This window comes from Phaeovulum veldkampii DSM 11550, from assembly GCF_003034995.1.
GTDB lineage: Bacteria > Pseudomonadota > Alphaproteobacteria > Rhodobacterales > Rhodobacteraceae > Phaeovulum > Phaeovulum veldkampii.
The window spans coordinates 1-20168 of sequence record NZ_PZKF01000030.1 but is presented as its reverse complement, the minus strand read 5'-3'; the positions used below and the strand labels follow the sequence as shown (position 1 = coordinate 20168).

General features: G+C 65.8%; 16 protein-coding genes. 5 read left to right on the top strand and 11 right to left on the bottom strand.

The window, feature by feature from the left end; translation table 11 throughout:
- Positions 1 to 56: 56 nt before the first annotated feature.
- The 3 genes from C5F46_RS12170 to C5F46_RS12160 all read right to left on the bottom strand — a co-directional run bounded on the left by C5F46_RS12170 (position 57) and on the right by C5F46_RS12160 (position 5283).
- Positions 57 to 3707 carry a vitamin B12-dependent ribonucleotide reductase gene (locus tag C5F46_RS12170; protein ID WP_107325622.1) on the bottom strand — a complete coding sequence of 1217 codons (3651 nt, stop codon included), beginning with the start codon at positions 3705 to 3707 and terminating at the stop codon, positions 57 to 59.
- A 514-nt stretch (positions 3708 to 4221) separates the two neighbouring features.
- Complete coding sequence (locus C5F46_RS12165; protein WP_107325621.1) at positions 4222 to 4824, bottom strand: cytochrome b/b6 domain-containing protein; 603 nt, start codon at positions 4822 to 4824, stop codon at positions 4222 to 4224.
- 3 nt (positions 4825 to 4827) lie between these two features.
- On the bottom strand, positions 4828 to 5283 hold the full coding sequence (locus C5F46_RS12160) for a c-type cytochrome (protein WP_107325620.1): 456 nt from the start codon (positions 5281 to 5283) through the stop codon (positions 4828 to 4830).
- A gap of 586 nt (positions 5284 to 5869) precedes the next feature.
- Between C5F46_RS12160 and C5F46_RS12155 the strand changes: the two genes are divergently transcribed.
- A complete protein-coding gene (locus C5F46_RS12155) occupies positions 5870 to 8533 on the top strand; it encodes an Rne/Rng family ribonuclease (protein ID WP_107325619.1) in 2664 nt (887 codons plus the stop codon).
- 72 nt (positions 8534 to 8605) lie between these two features.
- On the opposite strand, the gene C5F46_RS12150 is transcribed toward C5F46_RS12155, so the two are convergent.
- The gene (locus C5F46_RS12150; RefSeq protein WP_107325618.1) at positions 8606 to 8857 is read right to left on the bottom strand and encodes a sulfurtransferase TusA family protein; all 252 of its coding nucleotides are present in this window, start codon (positions 8855 to 8857) and stop codon (positions 8606 to 8608) included.
- Between the two features lie 125 nt (positions 8858 to 8982).
- Here C5F46_RS12150 and C5F46_RS12145 point away from each other — a divergent pair, with 125 nt between their 5' ends.
- Positions 8983 to 9726: a cytochrome c biogenesis CcdA family protein gene (locus C5F46_RS12145; protein ID WP_107325617.1), complete on the top strand. Its 744-nt coding sequence runs from the start codon at positions 8983 to 8985 to the stop codon at positions 9724 to 9726.
- Between the two features lie 36 nt (positions 9727 to 9762).
- On the opposite strand, the gene eno is transcribed toward C5F46_RS12145, so the two are convergent.
- The 4 genes from eno to ndk all read right to left on the bottom strand — a co-directional run bounded on the left by eno (position 9763) and on the right by ndk (position 13984).
- Complete coding sequence (eno, locus tag C5F46_RS12140) at positions 9763 to 11040, bottom strand: phosphopyruvate hydratase (protein ID WP_107325616.1); 1278 nt, start codon at positions 11038 to 11040, stop codon at positions 9763 to 9765.
- 66 nt (positions 11041 to 11106) lie between these two features.
- Positions 11107 to 11982 carry a DMT family transporter gene (locus C5F46_RS12135; RefSeq protein WP_207186773.1) on the bottom strand — a complete coding sequence of 292 codons (876 nt, stop codon included), beginning with the start codon at positions 11980 to 11982 and terminating at the stop codon, positions 11107 to 11109.
- A 62-nt stretch (positions 11983 to 12044) separates the two neighbouring features.
- Positions 12045 to 13463, bottom strand: a complete 1419-nt coding sequence (locus C5F46_RS12130; protein ID WP_107325615.1) for a protein adenylyltransferase SelO — start codon at positions 13461 to 13463, stop codon at positions 12045 to 12047.
- Positions 13464 to 13561: 98 nt separating this feature from the next.
- Complete coding sequence (gene ndk, locus C5F46_RS12125) at positions 13562 to 13984, bottom strand: nucleoside-diphosphate kinase (protein WP_107325614.1); 423 nt, start codon at positions 13982 to 13984, stop codon at positions 13562 to 13564.
- A 155-nt stretch (positions 13985 to 14139) separates the two neighbouring features.
- Between ndk and C5F46_RS12120 the strand changes: the two genes are divergently transcribed.
- Positions 14140 to 14418, top strand: coding sequence for a hypothetical protein (locus tag C5F46_RS12120; RefSeq protein ID WP_107325613.1), 279 nt, complete (start codon positions 14140 to 14142; stop codon positions 14416 to 14418).
- Between the two features lie 83 nt (positions 14419 to 14501).
- Complete coding sequence (locus C5F46_RS12115; RefSeq protein ID WP_107325612.1) at positions 14502 to 16358, top strand: ABC-F family ATP-binding cassette domain-containing protein; 1857 nt, start codon at positions 14502 to 14504, stop codon at positions 16356 to 16358.
- Between the two features lie 90 nt (positions 16359 to 16448).
- Here C5F46_RS12115 and C5F46_RS12110 read toward each other — a convergent pair whose 3' ends face one another.
- The 3 genes from C5F46_RS12110 to ccmI are packed head-to-tail and all read right to left on the bottom strand — an operon-like array spanning position 16449 to position 18666.
- Entirely contained in the window at positions 16449 to 16679 is a 231-nt protein-coding gene (locus tag C5F46_RS12110; RefSeq protein WP_107325611.1) for a DUF1289 domain-containing protein, read from the bottom strand.
- Positions 16676 to 17134: a Holliday junction resolvase RuvX gene (ruvX, locus tag C5F46_RS12105; protein WP_207186738.1), complete on the bottom strand. Its 459-nt coding sequence runs from the start codon at positions 17132 to 17134 to the stop codon at positions 16676 to 16678. Before ruvX ends, C5F46_RS12110 begins: the two co-directional genes overlap by 4 nt.
- 11 nt (positions 17135 to 17145) lie before the next feature.
- Positions 17146 to 18666 (bottom strand): c-type cytochrome biogenesis protein CcmI, encoded by a 1521-nt coding sequence (ccmI, locus tag C5F46_RS12100; RefSeq protein WP_107325609.1) that lies wholly within the window; start codon positions 18664 to 18666, stop codon positions 17146 to 17148.
- Between the two features lie 201 nt (positions 18667 to 18867).
- Here ccmI and C5F46_RS12095 point away from each other — a divergent pair, with 201 nt between their 5' ends.
- A complete protein-coding gene (locus C5F46_RS12095) occupies positions 18868 to 20115 on the top strand; it encodes a sarcosine oxidase subunit beta family protein (RefSeq protein ID WP_107325608.1) in 1248 nt (415 codons plus the stop codon).
- The last annotated feature ends 53 nt before the right edge of the window (positions 20116 to 20168 follow it).

Below are 20168 nucleotides of genomic sequence, written 5' to 3'. Positions count from 1 at the left end.
GGCCGAATCCGGGACAAACTTGCCCCATTTGGGAGGAACTTTCGCCGGAGCGACACTCAGCTGCACCCGCTCGTTGCGCCGCAGGTGTTGCACTTCATGCAGGTGCCGTTACGAACCAGCGTGTAGTTGCCGCATTCGCCGCAGGCCTCGCCCTCATAGCCCTGCATCCTGGCCTTGGTGCGCGCGTCCATGCTGACAACGCCGGTGGCCAGCGCGGTGGCGCCGATCGTCGTTTCCAGCATCATCGCGCCCGTATCGCCCGCCAGCGCCGTGGCCATGCCGCCCTGCAACACCACCAGTTCCTGCGGCAGCCGTTTGCGCAGGTAGCCGGTCGAACTGATCTGGCGCAGCACTTCCAGCGATTTCGACGCCCGTTCCGACGGCGGTGCGATATTGGGGCGGCCTTCGCCCTCGCCGCCGCCCAGATCGTCAAAGCTTGCGCCTTGCGGTTTCACATGGGCCAGATCGGTGCGGTCGAGATACGACACCGCCAGTTCGCGGAACACATAGTCGAGAATCGACGTGGCATTCTTGATGCTGTCGTTGCCCTGCACCATGCCCGCGGGTTCAAACTTGGTGAAGGTGAAGGCATCCACGAATTCCTCCAGCGGCACACCGTATTGCAGCCCGACCGACACCGCGATGGCAAAGTTGTTCATCATCGCCCGGAAGCCCGCGCCTTCCTTGTGCATGTCGATGAAGATTTCGCCCAACTGACCGTCGGCATATTCGCCGGTGCGCAGATAGACCTTGTGGCCGCCGACGATGGCCTTTTGGGTATAGCCCTTGCGGCGTTCGGGCAGCTTTTCGCGGTGGCTGCGCACGATTTCCTTGACGATCACCTTTTCGATGATCTTTTCGGCGAGCACCGCAGCCTTTTCCTGCTGGCTGCCCGAGGTCAGGATTTCTTCGGCCTCCTCGTCATCCTCGACCAGCGCCGAGGCCAGCGGCTGCGACAGTTTCGAGCCGTCGCGATAGAGTGCATTGGCCTTGATGCCCAGCGACCAGCTCAGCTCATAGGCGGCCAGCACATCGGCAATGGTGGCCGAATTGGCCATGTTGATCGTCTTCGAGATCGCGCCCGAGATGAACGACTGCGCCGCCGCCATCATGCGGATATGCGCCTCGACCGACAGATAGCGCTTGCCCCGTTTTCCGCAGGCATTGGCGCAATCGAACACATGGTAGTGTTCGGGTTTCAGGAAGGGTGCGCCTTCCAGCGTCATCGTTCCGCAGACATGGTCATTGGCAGCGTCGATCTGCGCACGGGTAAAGCCCAGGTGGCGCAGCAGGTCAAAGCCGGGGTCGTTCAGTTTTTCGGCCGGGATGCCCAGCGTGCCGGTGCAGAACTCTTCGCCCAGCGTCCACTGGTTGAACACAAAGCGGATGTCGAAGGCCGCGGGCAGGGCGGCCTCGATCTTTTCGATCTCGCGCGGGCCAAAGCCGTGCCCGATCAGCGCGGCGTGGTTGATGCCCGCGCAGTTGCCAAGGCTGCCGTGGCCGACGGCATAGGCCACGATTTCCTCGATCTGGGCCGAGCCATAGCCGAGGCTTTCCAGCGCTGCGGGCACCGAACGGTTGATGATCTTGAAATAGCCGCCACCCGCCAGCTTCTTGAATTTCACCAGCGCGAAATCGGGCTCGATCCCGGTGGTGTCGCAATCCATCACGAGGCCGATGGTGCCCGTGGGCGCCAGAACCGAAACCTGCGCGTTGCGGAAGCCGTGCTTTTCGCCCAGCGACAGCGCCTCGTCCCAAGCCGATTTTGCCAGCGAAACAAGGGTTTCGTCGGGGCAGTTCACCTGATCCAGCGGCACCGGGGCGACGTTGACATCCTCATAGCCGGTGGCGCGGCCATAGGCGGCGGTGCGGTGGTTGCGGATCACGCGCAGCATATGGGCGGCGTTGCGGGCATAGCCCGGAAAGGCGCCCAGCTCGCCCGCCATCTCGGCCGAGGTGGCATAGGCGACGCCGGTCATGATCGCGCTCAGCGCGCTGCCCATGGCGCGGCCTTCGTCGCTGTCATAGCCCAGCCCCATGGTCATCAGCAGCCCGCCGATATTGGCATATCCCAGCCCCAGCGTGCGGAAATCATAGGACCGCTGCGCGATTTCGCGGCTGGGGAACTGCGCCATCAGCACGCTGATTTCCAGCGTGACGGTCCACAGCCGGGTAGCGTGAATATAGCCTTCAGCGTCGAATTTGCCGCCCGTGTAGAAGGTCAGCAGGTTCATCGAGGCGAGGTTGCAGGCCGTGTCATCAAGGAACATGTATTCCGAACACGGGTTGGAGCCGCGGATCGCCCCATCCTCGGGGCAGGTGTGCCAGGCGTTCACCGTGTCGTGGAACTGGATGCCGGGGTCGGCGCAGGCCCAGGCGGCATGTCCCACCTGATCCCACAATTCGCGGGCCTTCACGGTCTTGCTGACCTTGCCGTCGGTGCGCCGGATCAGCGCCCAGTCGGCATCGTCACGAACCGCTTGCAAAAACGCATCGGTGACGCGAACCGAGTTGTTGGAGTTCTGCCCCGAAACCGAGACATAGGCCTCGCTGTCCCAGTCGGTGTCATAGGTCGGGAATTCGATCGAGGAATAGCCCTGCCGCGCGTATTGCAGCACCCGGTTGATATAGGTTTCCGGGATCATGGCCTTTTTTGCGGCCCGGATCGCGGCTTTCAGCGCCGGGTTCCTGGCAGGGTCGGTGGCGTCGGCCTCGGCGCCGTCCCATTGGCCGATGGCGGCAAAGATCTCGTTCAGCCGCGCCTCATGCGCCTTCGAGCCGGCCACAAGGCTGGCGACCTTCTGTTCCTCGATCACCTTCCAGTTGATGAACTGCTCGATGTCGGGGTGATCCATGTCGCAGATCACCATCTTTGCCGCGCGCCGGGTCGTGCCGCCCGACTTGATCGCGCCGGCTGCACGGTCTCCGATCTTCAGAAAGCCCATCAGCCCCGAAGATTTCCCGCCGCCCGACAGTTTCTCGCCCTCTCCCCGAAGGGACGAAAAATTGGTGCCCGTGCCCGAGCCGTATTTGAACAGACGCGCCTCGCGGACCCACAGGTCCATGATCCCGCCCTCGTTCACCAGATCGTCGGAAACCGACTGGATGAAGCAGGCATGGGGCTGGGGATGTTCATAGGCGCTGTCGGATTTGACCAGTTGGCCGGTCTTGTAATCCACATAGAAGTGCCCCTGGCTGGGGCCATCTATGCCATAGGCCCAGTGCAGGCCGGTGTTGAACCATTGCGGGCTGTTGGGCGCGGCCATCTGGGCGGCCAGCATATAGCGCATGTCGTCATAATACGCGCGGGCATCGGCCTCGGTGGTGAAATAGCCGCCTTTCCAGCCCCAATAGGCCCAGGCCCCGACCATCCGGTCGAACACCTGCTGCGCGGAGGTTTCGCCGCCAAAGCGCTCAGCCGCGGGCAGGGTGGCCAGCGCGGCGTCGTCGGGGATCGAGCGCCACAGAAACTCGGGCACGCCCTTTTCCTTGACGCGCTTCAACCGCGCGGGCACGCCCGCCTTGCGAAAGTACTTCTGCGCCAGCACGTCCGAGGCGACCTGGCTCCAGCCTGCGGGCACCTCGACGCGATCATTGCGAAAAACGATCGTCCCGTCGGGGTTGCGGATTTCCGAAACCATGGTGGTAAAGGCGATCTCGCCATAGGCGCCGGTTTCTTCCCGCGTGAACTTGCGTTCGATTTTCATTGTTTGCCCCGTCGTTACATTTCGTTCTCCGGCCCGCACGAACACAGCACCACACACCTTCGTGAAATAATCACGAAGCCCTTGGCCACGCCTCTCAGGCGGCCCGGTGCAGGCGGTCTGGTCCGCGGCGATCACCTACAATATATGGTGTATCGCCATCCGGTTCGCACAAGTTGACGTAGGTCGTCCGCTCGGTCAACCGAGATTTTCACGTGTTTGAAACGAATTTCTGTTGCCATCTTTGCCACGCGATGGGTCGGGCCGATTCCTCCACAGCCGGTCTGGTGCGGGCGATACGGTTTTTGCTTTGCGGGGGCGACCTTGGCGCCGATTTCGCACAATCTGGATGAATTTCATCCACACCCTGCAATATCTTGTGGATAGTCTTGGCTGTGACGACTGCGCCACATGCTGCGACCGTAACCTGTGACCCGGCAGCCGGGGTCTTGCGGGGATTTTCCTGCAGGGGGAGGGCGATTCCGGCGGCCCGAACGGGGCCGCCGGGGCAGGGCGATCAGCCCTTCTTGCGAACCGTCTTGCGCCCGGTCAGCATCGGGCGGATCAGGTCTTCGTTCTTCCAGCGGCGGTAGAACCCGATCGCCGCGACATGCAGCAAAACCATCGCCAGCACGGCATTGGAAAGGATGTCATGCCAGTTCAACGCCATTCGCGCCGTGGCAGTGCTGACATATTGCGCCAGCGGCCCCACGTTCAGGTAGTCCTCGGGGTCGGCAAACAGTCCCGTGGCGACCTGACCGATCAGCAGTGCCAGCAGCACAAAGACCGCCAGCCCGCCCAGCGGGTTGTGCCCGCGCCAGTAGCTGGGGCTGCGGGCACCGATCTGGCCCAGATAGCGCAGCACCGCGACCGGCCCATAGGCAAAAGACCGGAAGCGGGCATGTTCGGGGCCGACAAAGCCCCACAGCACCCGGAAGGCAAGCAGCCCGATCACCGCATAACCGAACCAGAAATGCAGCGTCATGTCATTCGGGCCGAACTTGCCCAAACCCCAGGCCGCGATCACGCAGATCGTCAGCGACCAGTGGAACAGGCGCAGCAGCGGATCCCAGAGTTTGACCGTTTCAAGTTGCTCGGGCAGGGTGACCGGACCGCTCATGGATCAGAAATCCTTGGCGCGGTAGGTGTCGTGGCAGCCCTTGCAGGTGCCGCCCAGCTTGGCGACCGCGGGGGCCAGCGCATCCTTGCCGTTGCCGGCCACCGCGGCCAGTTCGGTCACCGCATCACCAAAGGCTTTGCCGGCCGCGCCATAGCCCGCCATGTCTTCCCAGATCTTGGGCAGGGCACGGGTTTTGCCGGGCAGGTCGGCATTCGACGTGCCGGGGGCCATCAGGTCGTCGCCCGAATACTGGGTCAGCGCAACCAGATCGGCCGCGCCGCGGCTGGCTTTGGCCGCGTCATATTCGGTTTCGCCTTTGACCATGGCGACCAGAGCGTTCATTTCGGTGCCGACCAGCGTGAAATAGGCAATCCGCGGTGCGGCGGGGTTTTTGGCCTCCTCAGCAAAGGCGGCGCCCGGCAGGGCGAGTACGAGAGCGGCAAGAAGGGTGTTCCGCATGGGGATCTCCTGAAGTTGCAATTGCAGATAAAACGCAGCCCTTATACGAGGCAGCTCCCTCATTCCGTCGCGGATTTCGCAAAATTCCCATGAGGCAGATTGCCCAAGCGCGAAAAACCGCTCACTCCGATCCGGGGCAGCCCGACCATCCCTAGCCGCGGTCGTTGACGGCAGGATGACGAAAAACAGATTGTGTTTGCCGCATCCCCGCCGTTAAAGTCTAGTCACGCCGGAAGGGCGCGCGTTTGCGCGCCGCCGCGCCGTCAGTTTCGCTGGTATCGAACCGCCGTGGCCCTGAACAGGGCGCCTGCGACCGGACCAACCGATTGGCCGAAAGGCCGCAAATTTGCCCGCAAGGCGTTGAAACGCCTCGGGTTTTTCAGATGGGCGCTGCCGGTTTTCCCGGTGCGCTTGGGTAGAACCGCGATGGAACGCGCAACGGACAGGCTGGTGATGACGGGCAGGGCTTTGGCCTCAGCCGCAGGTCTCCATGCTGCCGCGCGCCTCGCCTCAACAGAAAATCATGCTCCGTCGCGTGCAAGGCCGCCCGGCCCCGCGCGATCACAGGCATGTGAGAATTGGACATATGGCAAAGAAAATGCTCATCGACGCCACCCACGCGGAAGAAACCCGCGTTGTTGTGGTGGACGGAAACAAGGTCGAAGAATTTGACTTTGAAACGGTAAACAAGCGGCAACTGGCCGGAAACATCTATCTGGCAAAGGTCACGCGGGTAGAGCCGTCGTTGCAGGCGGCATTTGTCGATTACGGCGGCAACCGCCACGGCTTTCTGGCATTCGCGGAAATCCATCCCGATTATTACCAGATCCCGGTCGCCGACCGGCAGGCCCTGATCGAGGAAGAGCGCGCCTATGCCGAGCAGCAGGAAGCCGAGGAGAACCGGCCCCGCCGCCGCAGCCCGTCGCCGCGCCCCGCGCGCGCCGAACGCGCCGCTGATGTTGATGCGGTAACGCGCAGCGAAGACATCCCCGGCATGAGCGTGGTCGATCTGGGCGACGATGACGCCGATGCCACAGCCGAAACCGTCGCGCTTCCCGAGGCGACCCAGCCCGAAGCTGCGAACGGCAACGGTGACGATGCCGAGCCGCGCTATGTCGCGGCCGATCATGCGTCTGATACCGACGACGATATTGAATCGGTCGCCGAAGAAGATGTGGCCGAGGAAATCAGCGCCCCGCGCAAGCCGCGCCCGCGCCGCTACAAGATCCAGGAAGTGATCAAGGTGCGCCAGATCATGCTGGTGCAGGTGGTCAAGGAAGAACGCGGCAACAAGGGGGCCGCGCTGACGACCTACCTCAGCCTTGCGGGTCGCTATTGCGTCCTGATGCCCAACACCGCCCGCGGGGGCGGCATTTCGCGCAAGATCACCAATGCGGTGGACCGCAAGAAGCTGAAGGAAATCGCGGGCGAAATGGAGGTTCCGCAAGGCGCGGGCCTGATCATCCGCACCGCGGGCAGCCAGCGCACCCGCACCGAAATTCGCCGCGACTACGAATATCTGATGCGGCTGTGGGAACAGATCCGCGAACTGACGCTCAAATCCATCGCGCCGGCGCCGATCTATGAAGAAGGCGACCTGATCAAACGCTCGATCCGCGATCTGTATTCCAAAGAGATCGACGAGGTTTTGGTCGAGGGCGAGCGCGGCTATCGCGCGGCCAAGGACTTCATGAAGATGATCATGCCGTCCCACGCCAAGAACGTGAAACACTATGCCGAACAACTGCCGTTGTTCGCGCGCTTTCAGGTGGAAACCTATCTGGCGGGCATGTTCAACCCGGTGGTGCAGCTTAAATCGGGCGGCTACATCGTGATCGGCATCACCGAGGCGCTGGTGGCGATCGACGTGAACTCGGGCCGGTCCACCAAGGAAGGCTCGATCGAGGACACGGCGCTGAAAACCAACCTTGAGGCTGCCGAGGAAATCAGCCGTCAGTTGCGCCTGCGCGATCTGGCGGGCCTGATCGTGATCGACTTCATCGACATGGAAGAGCGCAAGAACAACGCCGCCGTCGAAAAGCGCCTGAAGGAAAAGCTGAAAACCGACCGCGCGCGTATTCAAGTGGGCCGCATTTCGGGCTTTGGCCTGCTGGAGATGAGCCGCCAGCGCCTGCGCCCCGGCATGATCGAGATGACGACCCAGCCCTGCCCGCATTGCCACGGCACCGGACTGATCCGGTCAGATGACAGCCTTGCGCTGCAAATCCTGCGCGCCATCGAGGAAGAGGGCACGCGCAAGCGCAGCCGCGAGGTTCTGGTGCGGGCACCGGTCGCGGTGGCCAACTATCTGATGAACGCCAAGCGCGAACATATCGCCGGGATCGAGGCGCGCTATGGCATGGCGGTACGGATCGAGGCGGCCCCCGCGCTGATCAGCCCCGATTTCAGCCTTGATAAGTTCAAGACTGCCACCCGCAACGTGCCCGAAGTTGTGGTGCCGGTGGTGTCGGCCGATGCGCGCTTGATGGCTGCGATCGACGAGGAAGACGAAGACCTTGTCGATGAGGCCGACGATATTGAAGATGCCGACGAAGCCGTGGCCCCGGTTGCCCCGGCGGCGGCCACCGCGCTGGGTGAGGAAGGCCCCAAGAAGAAAAAGCGGCGGCGGCGGCGGAAGAAAAAGAACGGCGCCGAGGGCGCCGCAGCCGAAGATCGCGCCGACATGACCGAAGGCGAGGATGAGGGTGACGACGACGGCGAGGATGAGGGTGACGCCGCAGCCGAAGCCCCCGCCGAGGGGGAGCCGGCTGCGACTGAAACCCCGGTCGAGGCCGCCCCTGCCGCCGAGGCACCGGCCAAGCCGCGCGCGGCGCGGTCGCGCACGCCGCGGGCCAAGGCCGAACCGGCTGAGGCCGATGCCGCGGCGCCTGAGGCCGCGCCGAAAAAGACCTCCAGCCGGACGCGGGTGCGCGGCGGTGCCAAGGCCGCTGCCGAAGCTGCCGGGGCCGATGCCGGGGCCGCGCCGAAAAAGACATCGCGCGGTCGCAAGCCGGCGATCGAGGCGGTGGCCGAACCCGTTGCGGAGGCCGAGCAGGCGGCGCAGCCGGAACCTGTGGTCGCGCCTGAGCCTGCCGCCGCCCCTGCGGTGCCGATGCCCGAGCCGGTAGCTGCCCCCGTGGCCAGCGCCGATCTGTGGCCCGCCGCCGGCTCACCCGAGCCGGAACCGGAAGAACCGTCGGATGCCGATGCCAAGCCCAAAAGGCGCGGCTGGTGGTCGCTGGCGCGCTGAGGCGACGCCTATGAGATGAACCCGCCGGGCTCTTGCGCCCGGCGGTTTTCGTTTCGGTCTGATCTTCTCGGGTCAGGCGACGGGTTCGGGGCGATCGGGGCCGCGGCGGACCAGATAGATGCGCAGGCCGTCACGCACTTCGGCGCTGATCAAGTCATGCCCGGCCTGCGCGCAGAAATGCGGAACGTCGATCCACGAGGCGGCATCGGTTGCGGTCAGGCGCACCACCGCGCCGGGCAAATGCTGTGCCAGAACCTTGCGCAGGCGCAGCACGGGCAGCGGGCACAGCAGCCCCAGCGCGTCGATGTCGGCGGCAATCTCCATGTGGTGCAGTTAGGCGTCGGCGCGCGATTTGTCCACGTCCCCGATTGTCCACGTCCCCGATTGTCCACGTCGATGTGAGATCATGCCCCGGTGACGGCGCCGCGCGGATCGGCTAGGAAAGGGGCATGTTCGGAATAGACCTGATAGATGCCGCCTTCCTGCCCGCCGCCGCCGTTGCGCTGCTGGCGGGTTTGCTGTCGTTCCTGTCGCCCTGCGTGCTGCCCATCGTGCCGCCCTATCTGGCCTATATGGGCGGGGTCAGCATGGGCGATCTGCGCAGTGGGCGGCGCAGCGCGGTGCTGCCCGCGCTGTTCTTCGTGCTTGGGCTGTCGACCGTTTTCCTGTTGCTGGGCGCCGCCGCCTCCAGCTTTGGCCGGTTTTTCCTGACCAATCAGGATCTGTTCGCGCAGATCGCCGGGGTCGTGGTGATCGGGCTGGGGCTGCACTTTCTTGGCCTTTACCGCATCCCGATTCTGGATCGCGAGGCGCGGATCGAGGCGGGCGACCGCGGCGGTTCGGCGCTTGGCGCCTATGTGCTGGGGCTGGCCTTTGCCTTTGGCTGGACGCCCTGCATCGGCCCGCAACTGGGCATGATCCTGTCGATCGCGGCGACGGGGGGCGAGGTCGGGCGCGGCATCGCGCTGCTGGCGGTTTACGCGCTGGGGTTGGGATTGCCGTTCCTGCTGGCGGCCGTGTTCATCCAGCGCGCGATGGGGGTGATGACCCGGCTCAAGCGGCATATGCGGCTGATCGAACGGGCGATGGGCGCACTGCTGGTGCTGGTGGGGCTGGCGCTGCTGACCGGGGCCTTTTCGGCCCTTTCGTTCTGGCTGCTGGAAACCTTCCCCGGCCTTGCCGTGCTGGGGTAGGGCGGCCCCCCGCCGCGGCAGGGGGCCGGGGGCAGATCAGCCCCGCAGGATCGAGCGGCCCGCGTATTCGGCGGTTTCGCCCAGCATTTCCTCGATGCGGATCAGCTGGTTGTATTTCGCCAGCCGGTCCGATCGGGCAAGGCTGCCGGTCTTGATCTGGCCGCAGTTGGTGGCCACCGCCAGATCGGCGATGGTGGCATCTTCGGTTTCGCCCGAACGGTGCGACATGACGTTGGTATAGCGCGCGCGGTGCGCCATATCGACCGCTTGCAGGGTTTCGGTCAGGGTGCCGATCTGGTTGACCTTCACCAGCATTGAATTGGCCACGCCCGCCTTGATGCCCTGGGCCAGACGCGCGGGGTTGGTCACGAACAGATCGTCGCCCACCAGTTGCACCTTGCCGCCCAGCCGGTCGGTCAACAACTTCCAGCCGTCCCAGTCGTCTTCGGCGCAGCCATCCTCGATCGACAGGATCGGGTAATCGGCGCAAAGCGCGGCCAGATAGTCCACGTTTTCCGCGGCGCTCAGGGTCTTGCCTTCGCCCGCCATCACATAGTTGCCGCCCTTGTAATATTCGGTCGCGGCGCAATCCATGGCCAGATAGATGTCTTCGCCCGGTTTGTAGCCCGCCTTTTCAATCGCCTTCAGAATGAAATCCATCGCGTCGCGGGTCGAGGAGAGGTTCGGCGCAAAGCCGCCCTCGTCGCCCACGCTGGTCGACAGCCCGGCCGCCGACAGTTCCTTTTTCAGGGTATGGAATACTTCCGAACCCATCCGCACCGCGTCGCGGATGGTGCCCGCGCTGACCGGCATGATCATGAATTCCTGAATGTCGATCGGGTTGTCGGCATGTTCGCCGCCGTTGATGATGTTCATCATCGGCACCGGCAGCACCCGCGCCGAGGTGCCGCCCACATAGCGGTAGAGCGGCTGCATGGTGAAATCGGCCGCAGCTTTGGCGGCGGCCAACGACACGCCCAGAATGGCGTTGGCGCCCAGACGCGACTTGTTGGGCGTGCCGTCCAACTCGATCATCATGCGGTCGAGCGCGACCTGTTCGGTCACGTCTTCGCCCACGAGGTTTTCGGCGATCTCGCCGTTCACCGCCTGCACCGCCTCCAGCACGCCCTTGCCCATGTAGCGGGCCTTGTCGCCGTCGCGGCGTTCAACGGCCTCATGCGCACCGGTCGAGGCGCCCGACGGCACCGCGGCGCGGCCCATCGTGCCGTCTTCAAGGATCACATCCACCTCGACCGTCGGGTTGCCCCGGCTATCAAGGATCTCGCGCGCGTGAATGTCGATGATCGTGCTCATGGGGCCCCTCCGGCATGAAAAACGCTTGGCCGTTCTATAAACTGCGGCAGGCAGGGGGGGAAGGGCTCAGATGCCGCGCTGCCGCAATCGCGCTTCGCGCCAGAGCGTGTAAAGCCCCGACGCCACGATCACTGCGCCGCCAAGGATCGTGGCGGCATCGGGCATTTCGTCAAAGACAGCCCAGCCGATGACAAGGGCAAACAACAGCCGCGTGTAGCGGAACGGCGTGACCGAGGCCACATCGCCGGTGCGCGTGGCCGCGACCAGCGCCAGATAGGCCGCCATGCCAAACCCCAGCGCGGCGGCGATGGCCCCGGCCTCGGCCAGCGTGGGCAGCACCGGGGCATGGCCCATGGCGGGCATCATCAGCAGGCCCGCGGGCACCAGCGTGGCAAAGGCAGAGGTGGACAACTGCCACCCCGACAGCGTGCGCGGCACCCGCCGCGTGACCACGTCGCGCGCAGCCAGCCCCGCCACCCCGATCAGGGCGAAAACCGACAGCGGGTCAAACCCGTTCATCCCTGGCCGGATCACGATCAGCACACCCACAAAGCCCACGCCGATCGCCGTCCAGCGCCGCCAGCCGACATGTTCACCCAGGTAAAGCGCGGCGCCCAGCGTGACCGCCAGCGGCAGCGCCTGAAGGATGGCCGAGGCCTGCGCAAGGGGCGTCAGCGCGATGGCCAGCACGAAGCCGATGGTGCCCACCAGTTCGCCCAGATTGCGCGCGATGACCGTGGGCAGGATCAGATCGCGCGTCACGATCCGCTCGCCCCGCAGGCGCGCCCCAAGGGCAAAGATCAGCGCGCCGAAAATCCCCATCAGCGCCAGCACCTCGCCCACCGGAACGGTGCGGGTCACGCCCTTGACGAACATGTCCTCGATGGCAAAGCCCGCCATCGCGGCGGTCATCAGCAGGCTGCCGCGCAGGTTGTCGATCATCCTGTTTCCTCCGGGTGACGGGGCTGACTAGCGCGGCGCCCGTGCCGGGGCAAGGGGGCCGCCTAGGTGCCGCAAAAGGTGCGCTGGACGACCTCGTCCGGGGCGGGGGCTGCGGCCAGACCGGCCCAGTCGGGGCGGTCCTCGAACGGGGCGGACAGGGCGGCGTGCAGGTGGTGAAAGGGGGCCATGTCGCCAGCCACGGCCGCCGCGATCACCGCTTCTATGCGGTGGTTGCGCGGGATGCGGCGGGGGTTGGCGGCGGCCATCACGGCCTGCGGGTCGGCCTCTTGCGCGATCCGTGCCCGCCAGGCTTCGGCCCAGTGATCGAAAGCCTCCGGCTCGGCAAATTCGGCGCGTGCGGTGCCATTGGCCAGCCCGGCGAAAACCCGCGTGAAATCGGCCCGCAGCAGCGCCATGCGCGACAGCAGCGTCTCGATCAGATCGCCGTCTTCGGGCTGCGGCGCGGAAATTCCGATCTTGGCCGCAAACCGACGCAGCCATTCGGCCTGATAGATCGGGGCAAATCCGTCGAGCGCCGCCGTTGCCGCCGCAATCGCCGCCTCGCGTTCGCCCATCAGGGGCAGCAGGCAGGTGGCGAACTGCGCCAGATTCCAAAGCGCGATCTGCGGCTGTTGGGCATAGGCGTAGCGGCCGGTGTGGTCGATCGACGAAAACACCCGGTCGGGGTGATAGGCATCCATGAAGGCGCAGGGGCCATAGTCGATCGTTTCGCCCGAGACCGCCATGTTGTCGGTGTTCATCACTCCGTGGATGAAGCCAAGGCTCATCCAGCCCGCGATCAGGCGCGCCTGCGCGGCGATCACGGCCTCCAGCAAACCCAGCGGCCCGTCGGCCTGCGGATAGTGGCGCGCAATGACATGGGCGGTCAGCGCCGCCAGCGCCTCGGAGTCCTGCCGGGCGGCGAAATACTGGAACGTGCCGACGCGGATATGGCTTGCCGCCACGCGCAGCAGCACCGCGCCGGGGCGGGCTGTGGCGTCGCGCGCGACCGCCTCTCCGGTGGCGACGGCGGCCAGCGCGCGGGTGGTGGGTATGGCCAGCGCTGCCATCGCCTCGGACAGCAGATATTCGCGCAAGACCGGCCCCAGCCAGGCCCGCCCGTCGCCCATCCGCGAAAAGGGGGTGGGGCCTGCGCCCTTGAGATGCAGATCGAACCGGCCCGCGGGGCTGACCACCTCGCCCAGCAGGATCGCGCGGCCATCGCCAAGCTGCGGCACCCAGCCGCCGAACTGATGGCCCGCATAGGCCATTGCGATCGGCTCGGCGCCTTCGGGCAGGGCGTTGCCGGCCAGCCAATCCACCCCCTCGGCTGCGGCCAGCGCCGCCGGGTCGAACCCCAGATCGCGCGCAAGGCCCGCGTTCAGCGCCAGCAGGCGCGGCGCGGCGACCGGGGTTGGTGACTGGCGGGCAAAGAACCGTTCCGGCAGGCGGGCATAGGAATTGTCAAAGTGGTGGGACATGGGCACTCCTTTGACCCTCAGATAGGCTGGCCCTGTGCCGCGGCAAACGAAAAGGGCCGCGCCCCAAGGCACGGCCCTTGCGCAACTGTCCCTGCGGATCAGCCGACCAGTTCAAGCCCCGAGAAGAAGAAGGCGATCTCGCGCGCCGCCGATTCCGGGCTGTCAGAGCCGTGGACCGAGTTTTCACCGACCGACAGGGCAAATTCCTTGCGGATGGTGCCATCGGCGGCATTGGCCGGGTTGGTCGCGCCCATCACGTCGCGGTTTTTCAGGATCGCGCCTTCACCTTCCAGCACCTGCACCACGACCGGCTCGGACGCCATGAACTCGCACAGCTCGCCATAGAAGGGGCGCTCTTTATGCTCGGCATAGAACTGCCCGGCCTGCGCCATGGTCAGGTGGATGCGCTTTTGCGCCACGATGCGCAGGCCCGCTTCCTCGAATTTGGCATTGATCTTGCCGGTCAGGTTGCGCTTGGTCGCGTCGGGTTTGATGATGGACAGTGTGCGTTCGGTCGCCATGGGGGTCTCTCCTTGAGAATATGATCTGCCGCGGCCTCTATCATGGCCGCGACCGTGACAAAAGGGCCGATCACGGTTTAAGGGATCGGACTTGCAATGTCTGACACTTTAAGTCAGAAAAAGGTTGATCCCGCTCAAAACCTGGCAGTTACCACATGTTCCGCCCTGCTCTTGCCTTGCTGACCCTGATGCCCTTGCCCGCCCTGGCCGAACCGCCCGCGGCGCTGCCGATGACCTATGCGATGTTCGAGGCGTCGGTGCCGCATGTGGACATGGCGCTTTGCCCCGTGGATCTGGCAGGCCCCGGCCTGTTCTGCCGTCTGGCTGTGTTGAACGAACAGATCCATGTGTTCGTCTTTAGCGAAGAGGGCGAAAGCCCGATGGTCGGGTTCAAATCCTGGCCCGTCGATCTGATGGTCGGGCTGATGGACTGAGCCGTGCGTGCCGCTGACGGCATGGGCACGATTGACATGGGCACGATTGACATGGGCGCGGCACTGGGTCATCGCTGCGCCCCATGCTGAAGATTTCCGACATCACCTATTCGGTCGAAGGTCGCCCGTTGTTCGAGGGCGCCTCGGCCACGATCCCCGATGGCCACAAGGTGGGTCTTGTGGGCCGCAACGGCGCAGGCAAGACCACACTCTTTCGCCTGATCCGGGGCGAACTGGCGCTGGAGGGCGGCAGCATCGACCTGCCCGCCCGCGCCCGCATCGGCGGCGTGGCGCAAGAGGTGCCATCGTCCTCCACCTCGCTGCTGGACACGGTGCTGGCCGCCGATACCGAACGCGCGGCGCTGATGGCCGAGGCCGAAACCGCGACCGACCCGCACCGCATCGCCGATATCCAGACCCGGCTGGCCGATATCGACGCCTGGTCGGCCGAGGGGCGGGCAAGCGCGATCCTGAAAGGGCTGGGCTTTGATGCCGAGGCGCAATTGCGGCCCTGTTCCGATTTTTCGGGCGGTTGGCGGATGCGTGTGGCGCTGGCGGGGGTGCTGTTTGCCCAGCCCGATGTGCTGCTGCTGGACGAACCGACCAACTACCTTGATCTGGAAGGCGCGCTGTGGCTGGAAAGCTATCTGGCGAAATACCCCCACACCGTGATCATCATCAGCCACGACCGGGGCTTGCTGAACCGCGCGGTGGGCGCGATCCTGCATCTGGAAAACCGCAAGCTGACGCTGTGGACCGGGCCTTATGACCAGTTCGCCCGGCTGCGCGCCGAACAGCGCGCACAGCAGACCGCCGAGGCGAAAAAGCAGGACGCGCGACGCGCGCATCTGCAAAGTTTCGTCGATCGGTTCAAGGCGAAGGCGTCAAAGGCCGCCCAGGCGCAGGCGCGGGTGAAGATGCTGGAAAAGATGGAGCCGATCACCGCCCCCGAAGAGGCGAAATCGCGCGCCTTCACCTTTCCCGAGCCGGAACAGCTCTCGCCCCCGATCCTCGCGCTGGAAGATGTGGCGGTGGGCTATGACGGGCGCGCGGTGCTGCGTCGGCTGAACCTGCGCATCGACCAGGATGACCGGATCGCCCTTCTGGGCCGCAATGGCGAGGGCAAATCGACGCTGTCCAAACTGCTGGCCGGAAAGCTCGACCCGATGGGCGGGCGGCTGACGCGGTCGTCAAAGCTGCGGATCGGCTATTTTGCCCAGCATCAGGTGGACGAGCTGCATCTGGACGAAACGCCCTTGCAGCATATCCAGCGGCTTTACCCGGCCGAGCATCAGGCCCGGCTGCGGGCGCGGCTGGCGGGTTTTGGCCTGATGGCCGAGCAGGCGGAAACGGTGGTCGCGCGCCTGTCGGGCGGGCAGAAGGCGCGGCTGTCGCTGATGCTGGCCACCACCACCGCGCCGCATCTGCTGATTCTGGACGAACCTACCAACCACCTCGACATGGAAAGTCGCGAGGCGCTGGTCGAGGCGCTGAACGACTATACCGGCGCGGTGATCCTTGTGTCGCATGACATGCACCTGCTGGGGCTTGTGGCCGACCGGCTGTGGCTGGTCAAGGCTGGTGCGGTGACGCCCTATGGTGGCGATCTGGAGGCCTATCGCGCCGAGTTGCTGGCGGGCGAGCCTGCGGCAAAGGCCGAGCCAAAGCCCGCCCGCGACAAGCCCGCCCGCCCCTCGCGCGAGGCGGTGCTGGCGCTCCGGGCCGAGGTGCGCAAATGCGAGGATAGGGTGACGAAACTGTCCGAGATGCTCGTCAGGCTGGATGCGATCCTCGCCGATCCGGCGCTGTATGATCCGGGCCGCGTCGGCGATGCCGCGACATGGCAGAAAAAACGTGCCGAGGTCGCGACGGCGATGGATCGGGCCGAGGCGCTGTGGATGGATGCGCTGGAGGCGCTGGACATGGCCGAAGGTGTCTGAACCGCGACCGGGCAGGGGGGCCGTCTGCCCCCCTCTGGGCCTTTGGCCCATTCACCCCCCGAGGATATTTCGGCCAAGATGAAGGGCGCGTCAGGTCGGGCTGCGGCCCGCGCGGCCGCCGCGGCGGCGGGCAAGGCGCGGGGCGCGGGCGGGCAATTCGGCCATGATCGCGCGGCGCTCATCTGGCGAGAGTTTCGACCAGGCGGCGATTTCGTCGAGCGTGCGCAGACAGCCGATGCACAGCCCTTCGGTCGGGTGGATCGTGCAGATGTTCACGCAGGGGCTTTGCGGTTCGTCGCGGGTCCAGATCGGGGCGGTCATTGCACCTCCAGCCGCGCCAGACGGTCAAGCGCGCCTTGCAGGATATAGCCCGCCGCGACATGGTCGATGACCTCGGAACGGCGTTTGCGCGAGGTGTCGGCCTCCAGCAGGGCGCGTTCGGCGGCGACGGTGGACAGCCGTTCATCCCAGAAGGCGATGGGCAGCGGGGTCAGCCGCTCGAGGTTGCGCGCGAAGGCGCGGGTCGATTGGCAGCGCGGCCCTTCGGAGCCATCCATGTTGAAGGGCAGGCCCAGCACGATGCCTTTCAGGTCTCGTTCCGCAACGATTTTCAGCAGTGCCGCGGCATCCAGCGTGAATTTCTCGCGCCGGATCGTGCTGAGCGGTGAGGCCACGCGGCGGAGCCCGTCGGACACCGCAACGCCGATGGTCTTGGTGCCCAGATCCAGCCCCGCCAGCGCGCCCGCGCGGGGCAGGGCGGCGGCCATCTGTTCCATGCTGGCGCAGATCACTCGGCCACCCCGGCCTGTTGCGCGGCGGCGGTGATCGAAGCCAGATCATCGGGCTGATCGGCAAAGGTCTGGCTGGCGGTGGTAAAGGCCGCGCGGGCGCGGTCTGTCTCGCCCAGATTGGCCAGCGCGCCGATCAGTTGCGCCCATTCGGCGGCGCTGCCGCCTTCGGTTTCCAGCCGCCCGGCCAGCCCCTCGACCATGCCGCGGATCATCGCCTGCCGGTCCTCGGGGCTCATCTGGGCGGCATCGCGCATCTGTTCGGTGGTGGGGCCGCGGGTTTCGGGCTGCATCGAGGTGTCAAAGCCCCCGGCTTCGGCCTCGGTGCGGATCGTCGCCATCTCGGCGGGGCGTTCGGCGAAGAGGCGCGTGGCCTCGCCCCAGATCGCGGCGGCACGGTCGGTCTCGCCCAGCAGGGCAAGGCCCGCGAGCAACCGGCCCCAGTCTTGCGCGGTGCCGCCCTGGGTCGCCATCTGCGCATTCAGCCCTTCGACCAGCGCGCGCAGCTTTTCGGCCCGCGCCTCGGGGGCGAGGGCCGCCGCAGTGGCGATGTCTTGCGCGCTGGGGCCTGCGGATTTGGGCGCGGGCGGGGTGTAATCAGTCTCGCCCGCAAGCCAGGCCAGATCTTCGATCCCGGCGCGGATCGGGGCGATCCAGGGCGCGGTTTCGGGGCCTTCTTCCAGCAGCCCGCGCCAGATGGCGAAGGTGCGGTCGGGCCGCCCATTTTGCGCCATCATCAGCCCGATGTAATAGCGCGCCGTCCCGTTTCGCGGGTCGCGCGCCATCACCTCGGCCAGCACCGCCTCGGCCTCAGAGGTGATGCGTCCGCCCGCGGCGAGGATCATCAGGTCGGCCAACCCCGCATGGTCGGCAGCGGTTGCGGTATCGCCCTTGACTGCGATCAGTCGGCGTTGCGCCTGCCAGGCTTCGCGGAAATTGCCCAGCGACGCCTCGTTGCGTGCCAGCAGCGCCAGACCCTCGGTGTCATTCGGGCGGTCGGCTACGGCCTTGCGCAGCCGCTCCATCAGGCTGACGAATTGCGGATCGGGCGTGGGCAGCGGGCCGCGCGCTGTGGCGGCCTCGGCCTCGGCTGCCTCCTGACTGGGGCGGGTATCATACATCTCTTGCGAAAAGGCGATGCGTTCGGCCAGCGGCTGATCGGGGTAGCCCGGCGCGCCCAGCTTTTGATACAACCCAAAGGCCGCCGCGAGCACCGCGACCCCGCCCAACGCTGCGGCCAGAGTGATGCCTGCGGGGGCCGCTTGCACCGCGCCGCCCGCCTTGACCGCGCGGTCAGCCTCCAGCACCCGGCGCGAGATTTCCAGGCGCAGCCGCTCTGCCTCTTCGGCGCCGATCACCCCGCGGGCCAGATCGCGGTCCACGTCCTTCAACTGGTCGCGATAGACCCGCAGGTCATAGGCGGCAGCGGGTTCTGCCCCGGCGCGCCCGCGCAGCAGGGCCAGCCCCATCAGCGCGGCCACAAGGGCCACCAGCGCGGCGGTGATCATCCAGAACAGCATGGTTTCTCCTCGGTCTTGCCCCGCCCACCTAAGACGCGACGGTCGGGCGCGAAAGCCTTTTGGCGCAATCGTCGCCTCTTGTCTGCGGCCGATGTCGCATTTTTCCGTGATCTGCCGTTTGCCGAAGGGTTGCGTCCCGCGTTCCGGTCCATCACGGATAGGGGGTGCTGCCCGGATTCGGGCGCCAGACGAGGATAGGGCATGAAACGCTATTCGGTTTTCGCCGTGGCGCGCGAGGCAATGAACTGGCACACGGGCTGGGAACGGGCCTGGCGCTCGCCCGAACCCAGGCGCCGCTACGACGTGATCGTGGTGGGCGCGGGCGGGCATGGGTTGGCCACCGCCTATTATCTGGGCCGGAACTTTGGCATCACCAATGTGGCTGTGGTTGAAAAGGGCTGGCTGGGTGGCGGCAACACCGGGCGCAACACCACGATCATCCGCTCGAACTACCTGCAAGATCCGTCCGCCGCGCTGTATGAAAAGGCGCGCAGCCTCTATGAGGGGCTCAGCCAGGATCTGAACTACAACGTCATGTTCTCGCCGCGCGGTCTCTTGATGCTGGCACAGACCGAACATGAGGTGCGCGGCTACAAGCGCACGGTCAACGCCAACCTCCTGCAAGGCGTCGAAACCCGCTGGATCGGGCCGGGCGAGGTAAAGGCTCTGGTGCCGATCATCAACATCGACGGCCCGCGATACCCCATCCTCGGCGCGCTTTATCAGGAACGCGGCGGCACCGCGCGCCACGATGCGGTGGCCTGGGGCTATGCGCGGGCCTGTTCCGCCATGGGCATGGACATCCTCCAGAACTGCGAGGTGACGGCCGTGCGCCAGGCAAATGGCGCGGTGCAAGGCATCGACACCAGCAAAGGCCCGATCGACTGCGGCAAGCTGGCCATCGTCGTGGCGGGTCATTCCAGCGTTCTGGCCGAAATGGCGGGCTTCCGGCTGCCGATCGAATCGATGGCACTTCAGGCGCTGGTGTCCGAACCGATCAAGCCTTGCATCGACGTGGTGGTGATGGCCAATACCGTGCACGGCTACATCAGCCAGTCCGACAAGGGCGAACTTGTGATCGGCGGCGGCACCGATGGTTTCGTCAACTACACCCAGCGCGGCAGTTGGCAGCACATCGAGGAAACCGTGCGCGCGCTGATCGAAACCTTCCCCGTGATCTCGCGCCTCAAGATGCTGCGCCAATGGGGCGGCATCGTGGACATGACCGGCGACCGCTCGCCGATCCTGTCGAAAACGCCGCTGGGCAACTGCTTTGTCAACTGCGGCTGGGGCACCGGCGGCTTCAAGGCCATTCCCGGCTCGGGCTGGGCGATGGCCGAACTGGTGGCCAAGGGCGAACCGGGGCCGCTGGCGGCCGATTTCGGCCTCGACCGCTTCCGCGAGGGCCGCTTCATCGACGAATCCGTGGCTGCCGGGGTGGCCCATTGATGCCCGCCCCCCTTCATCTTGGCCCAAATATCCCGGGGGTCCGGGGGCAGCGC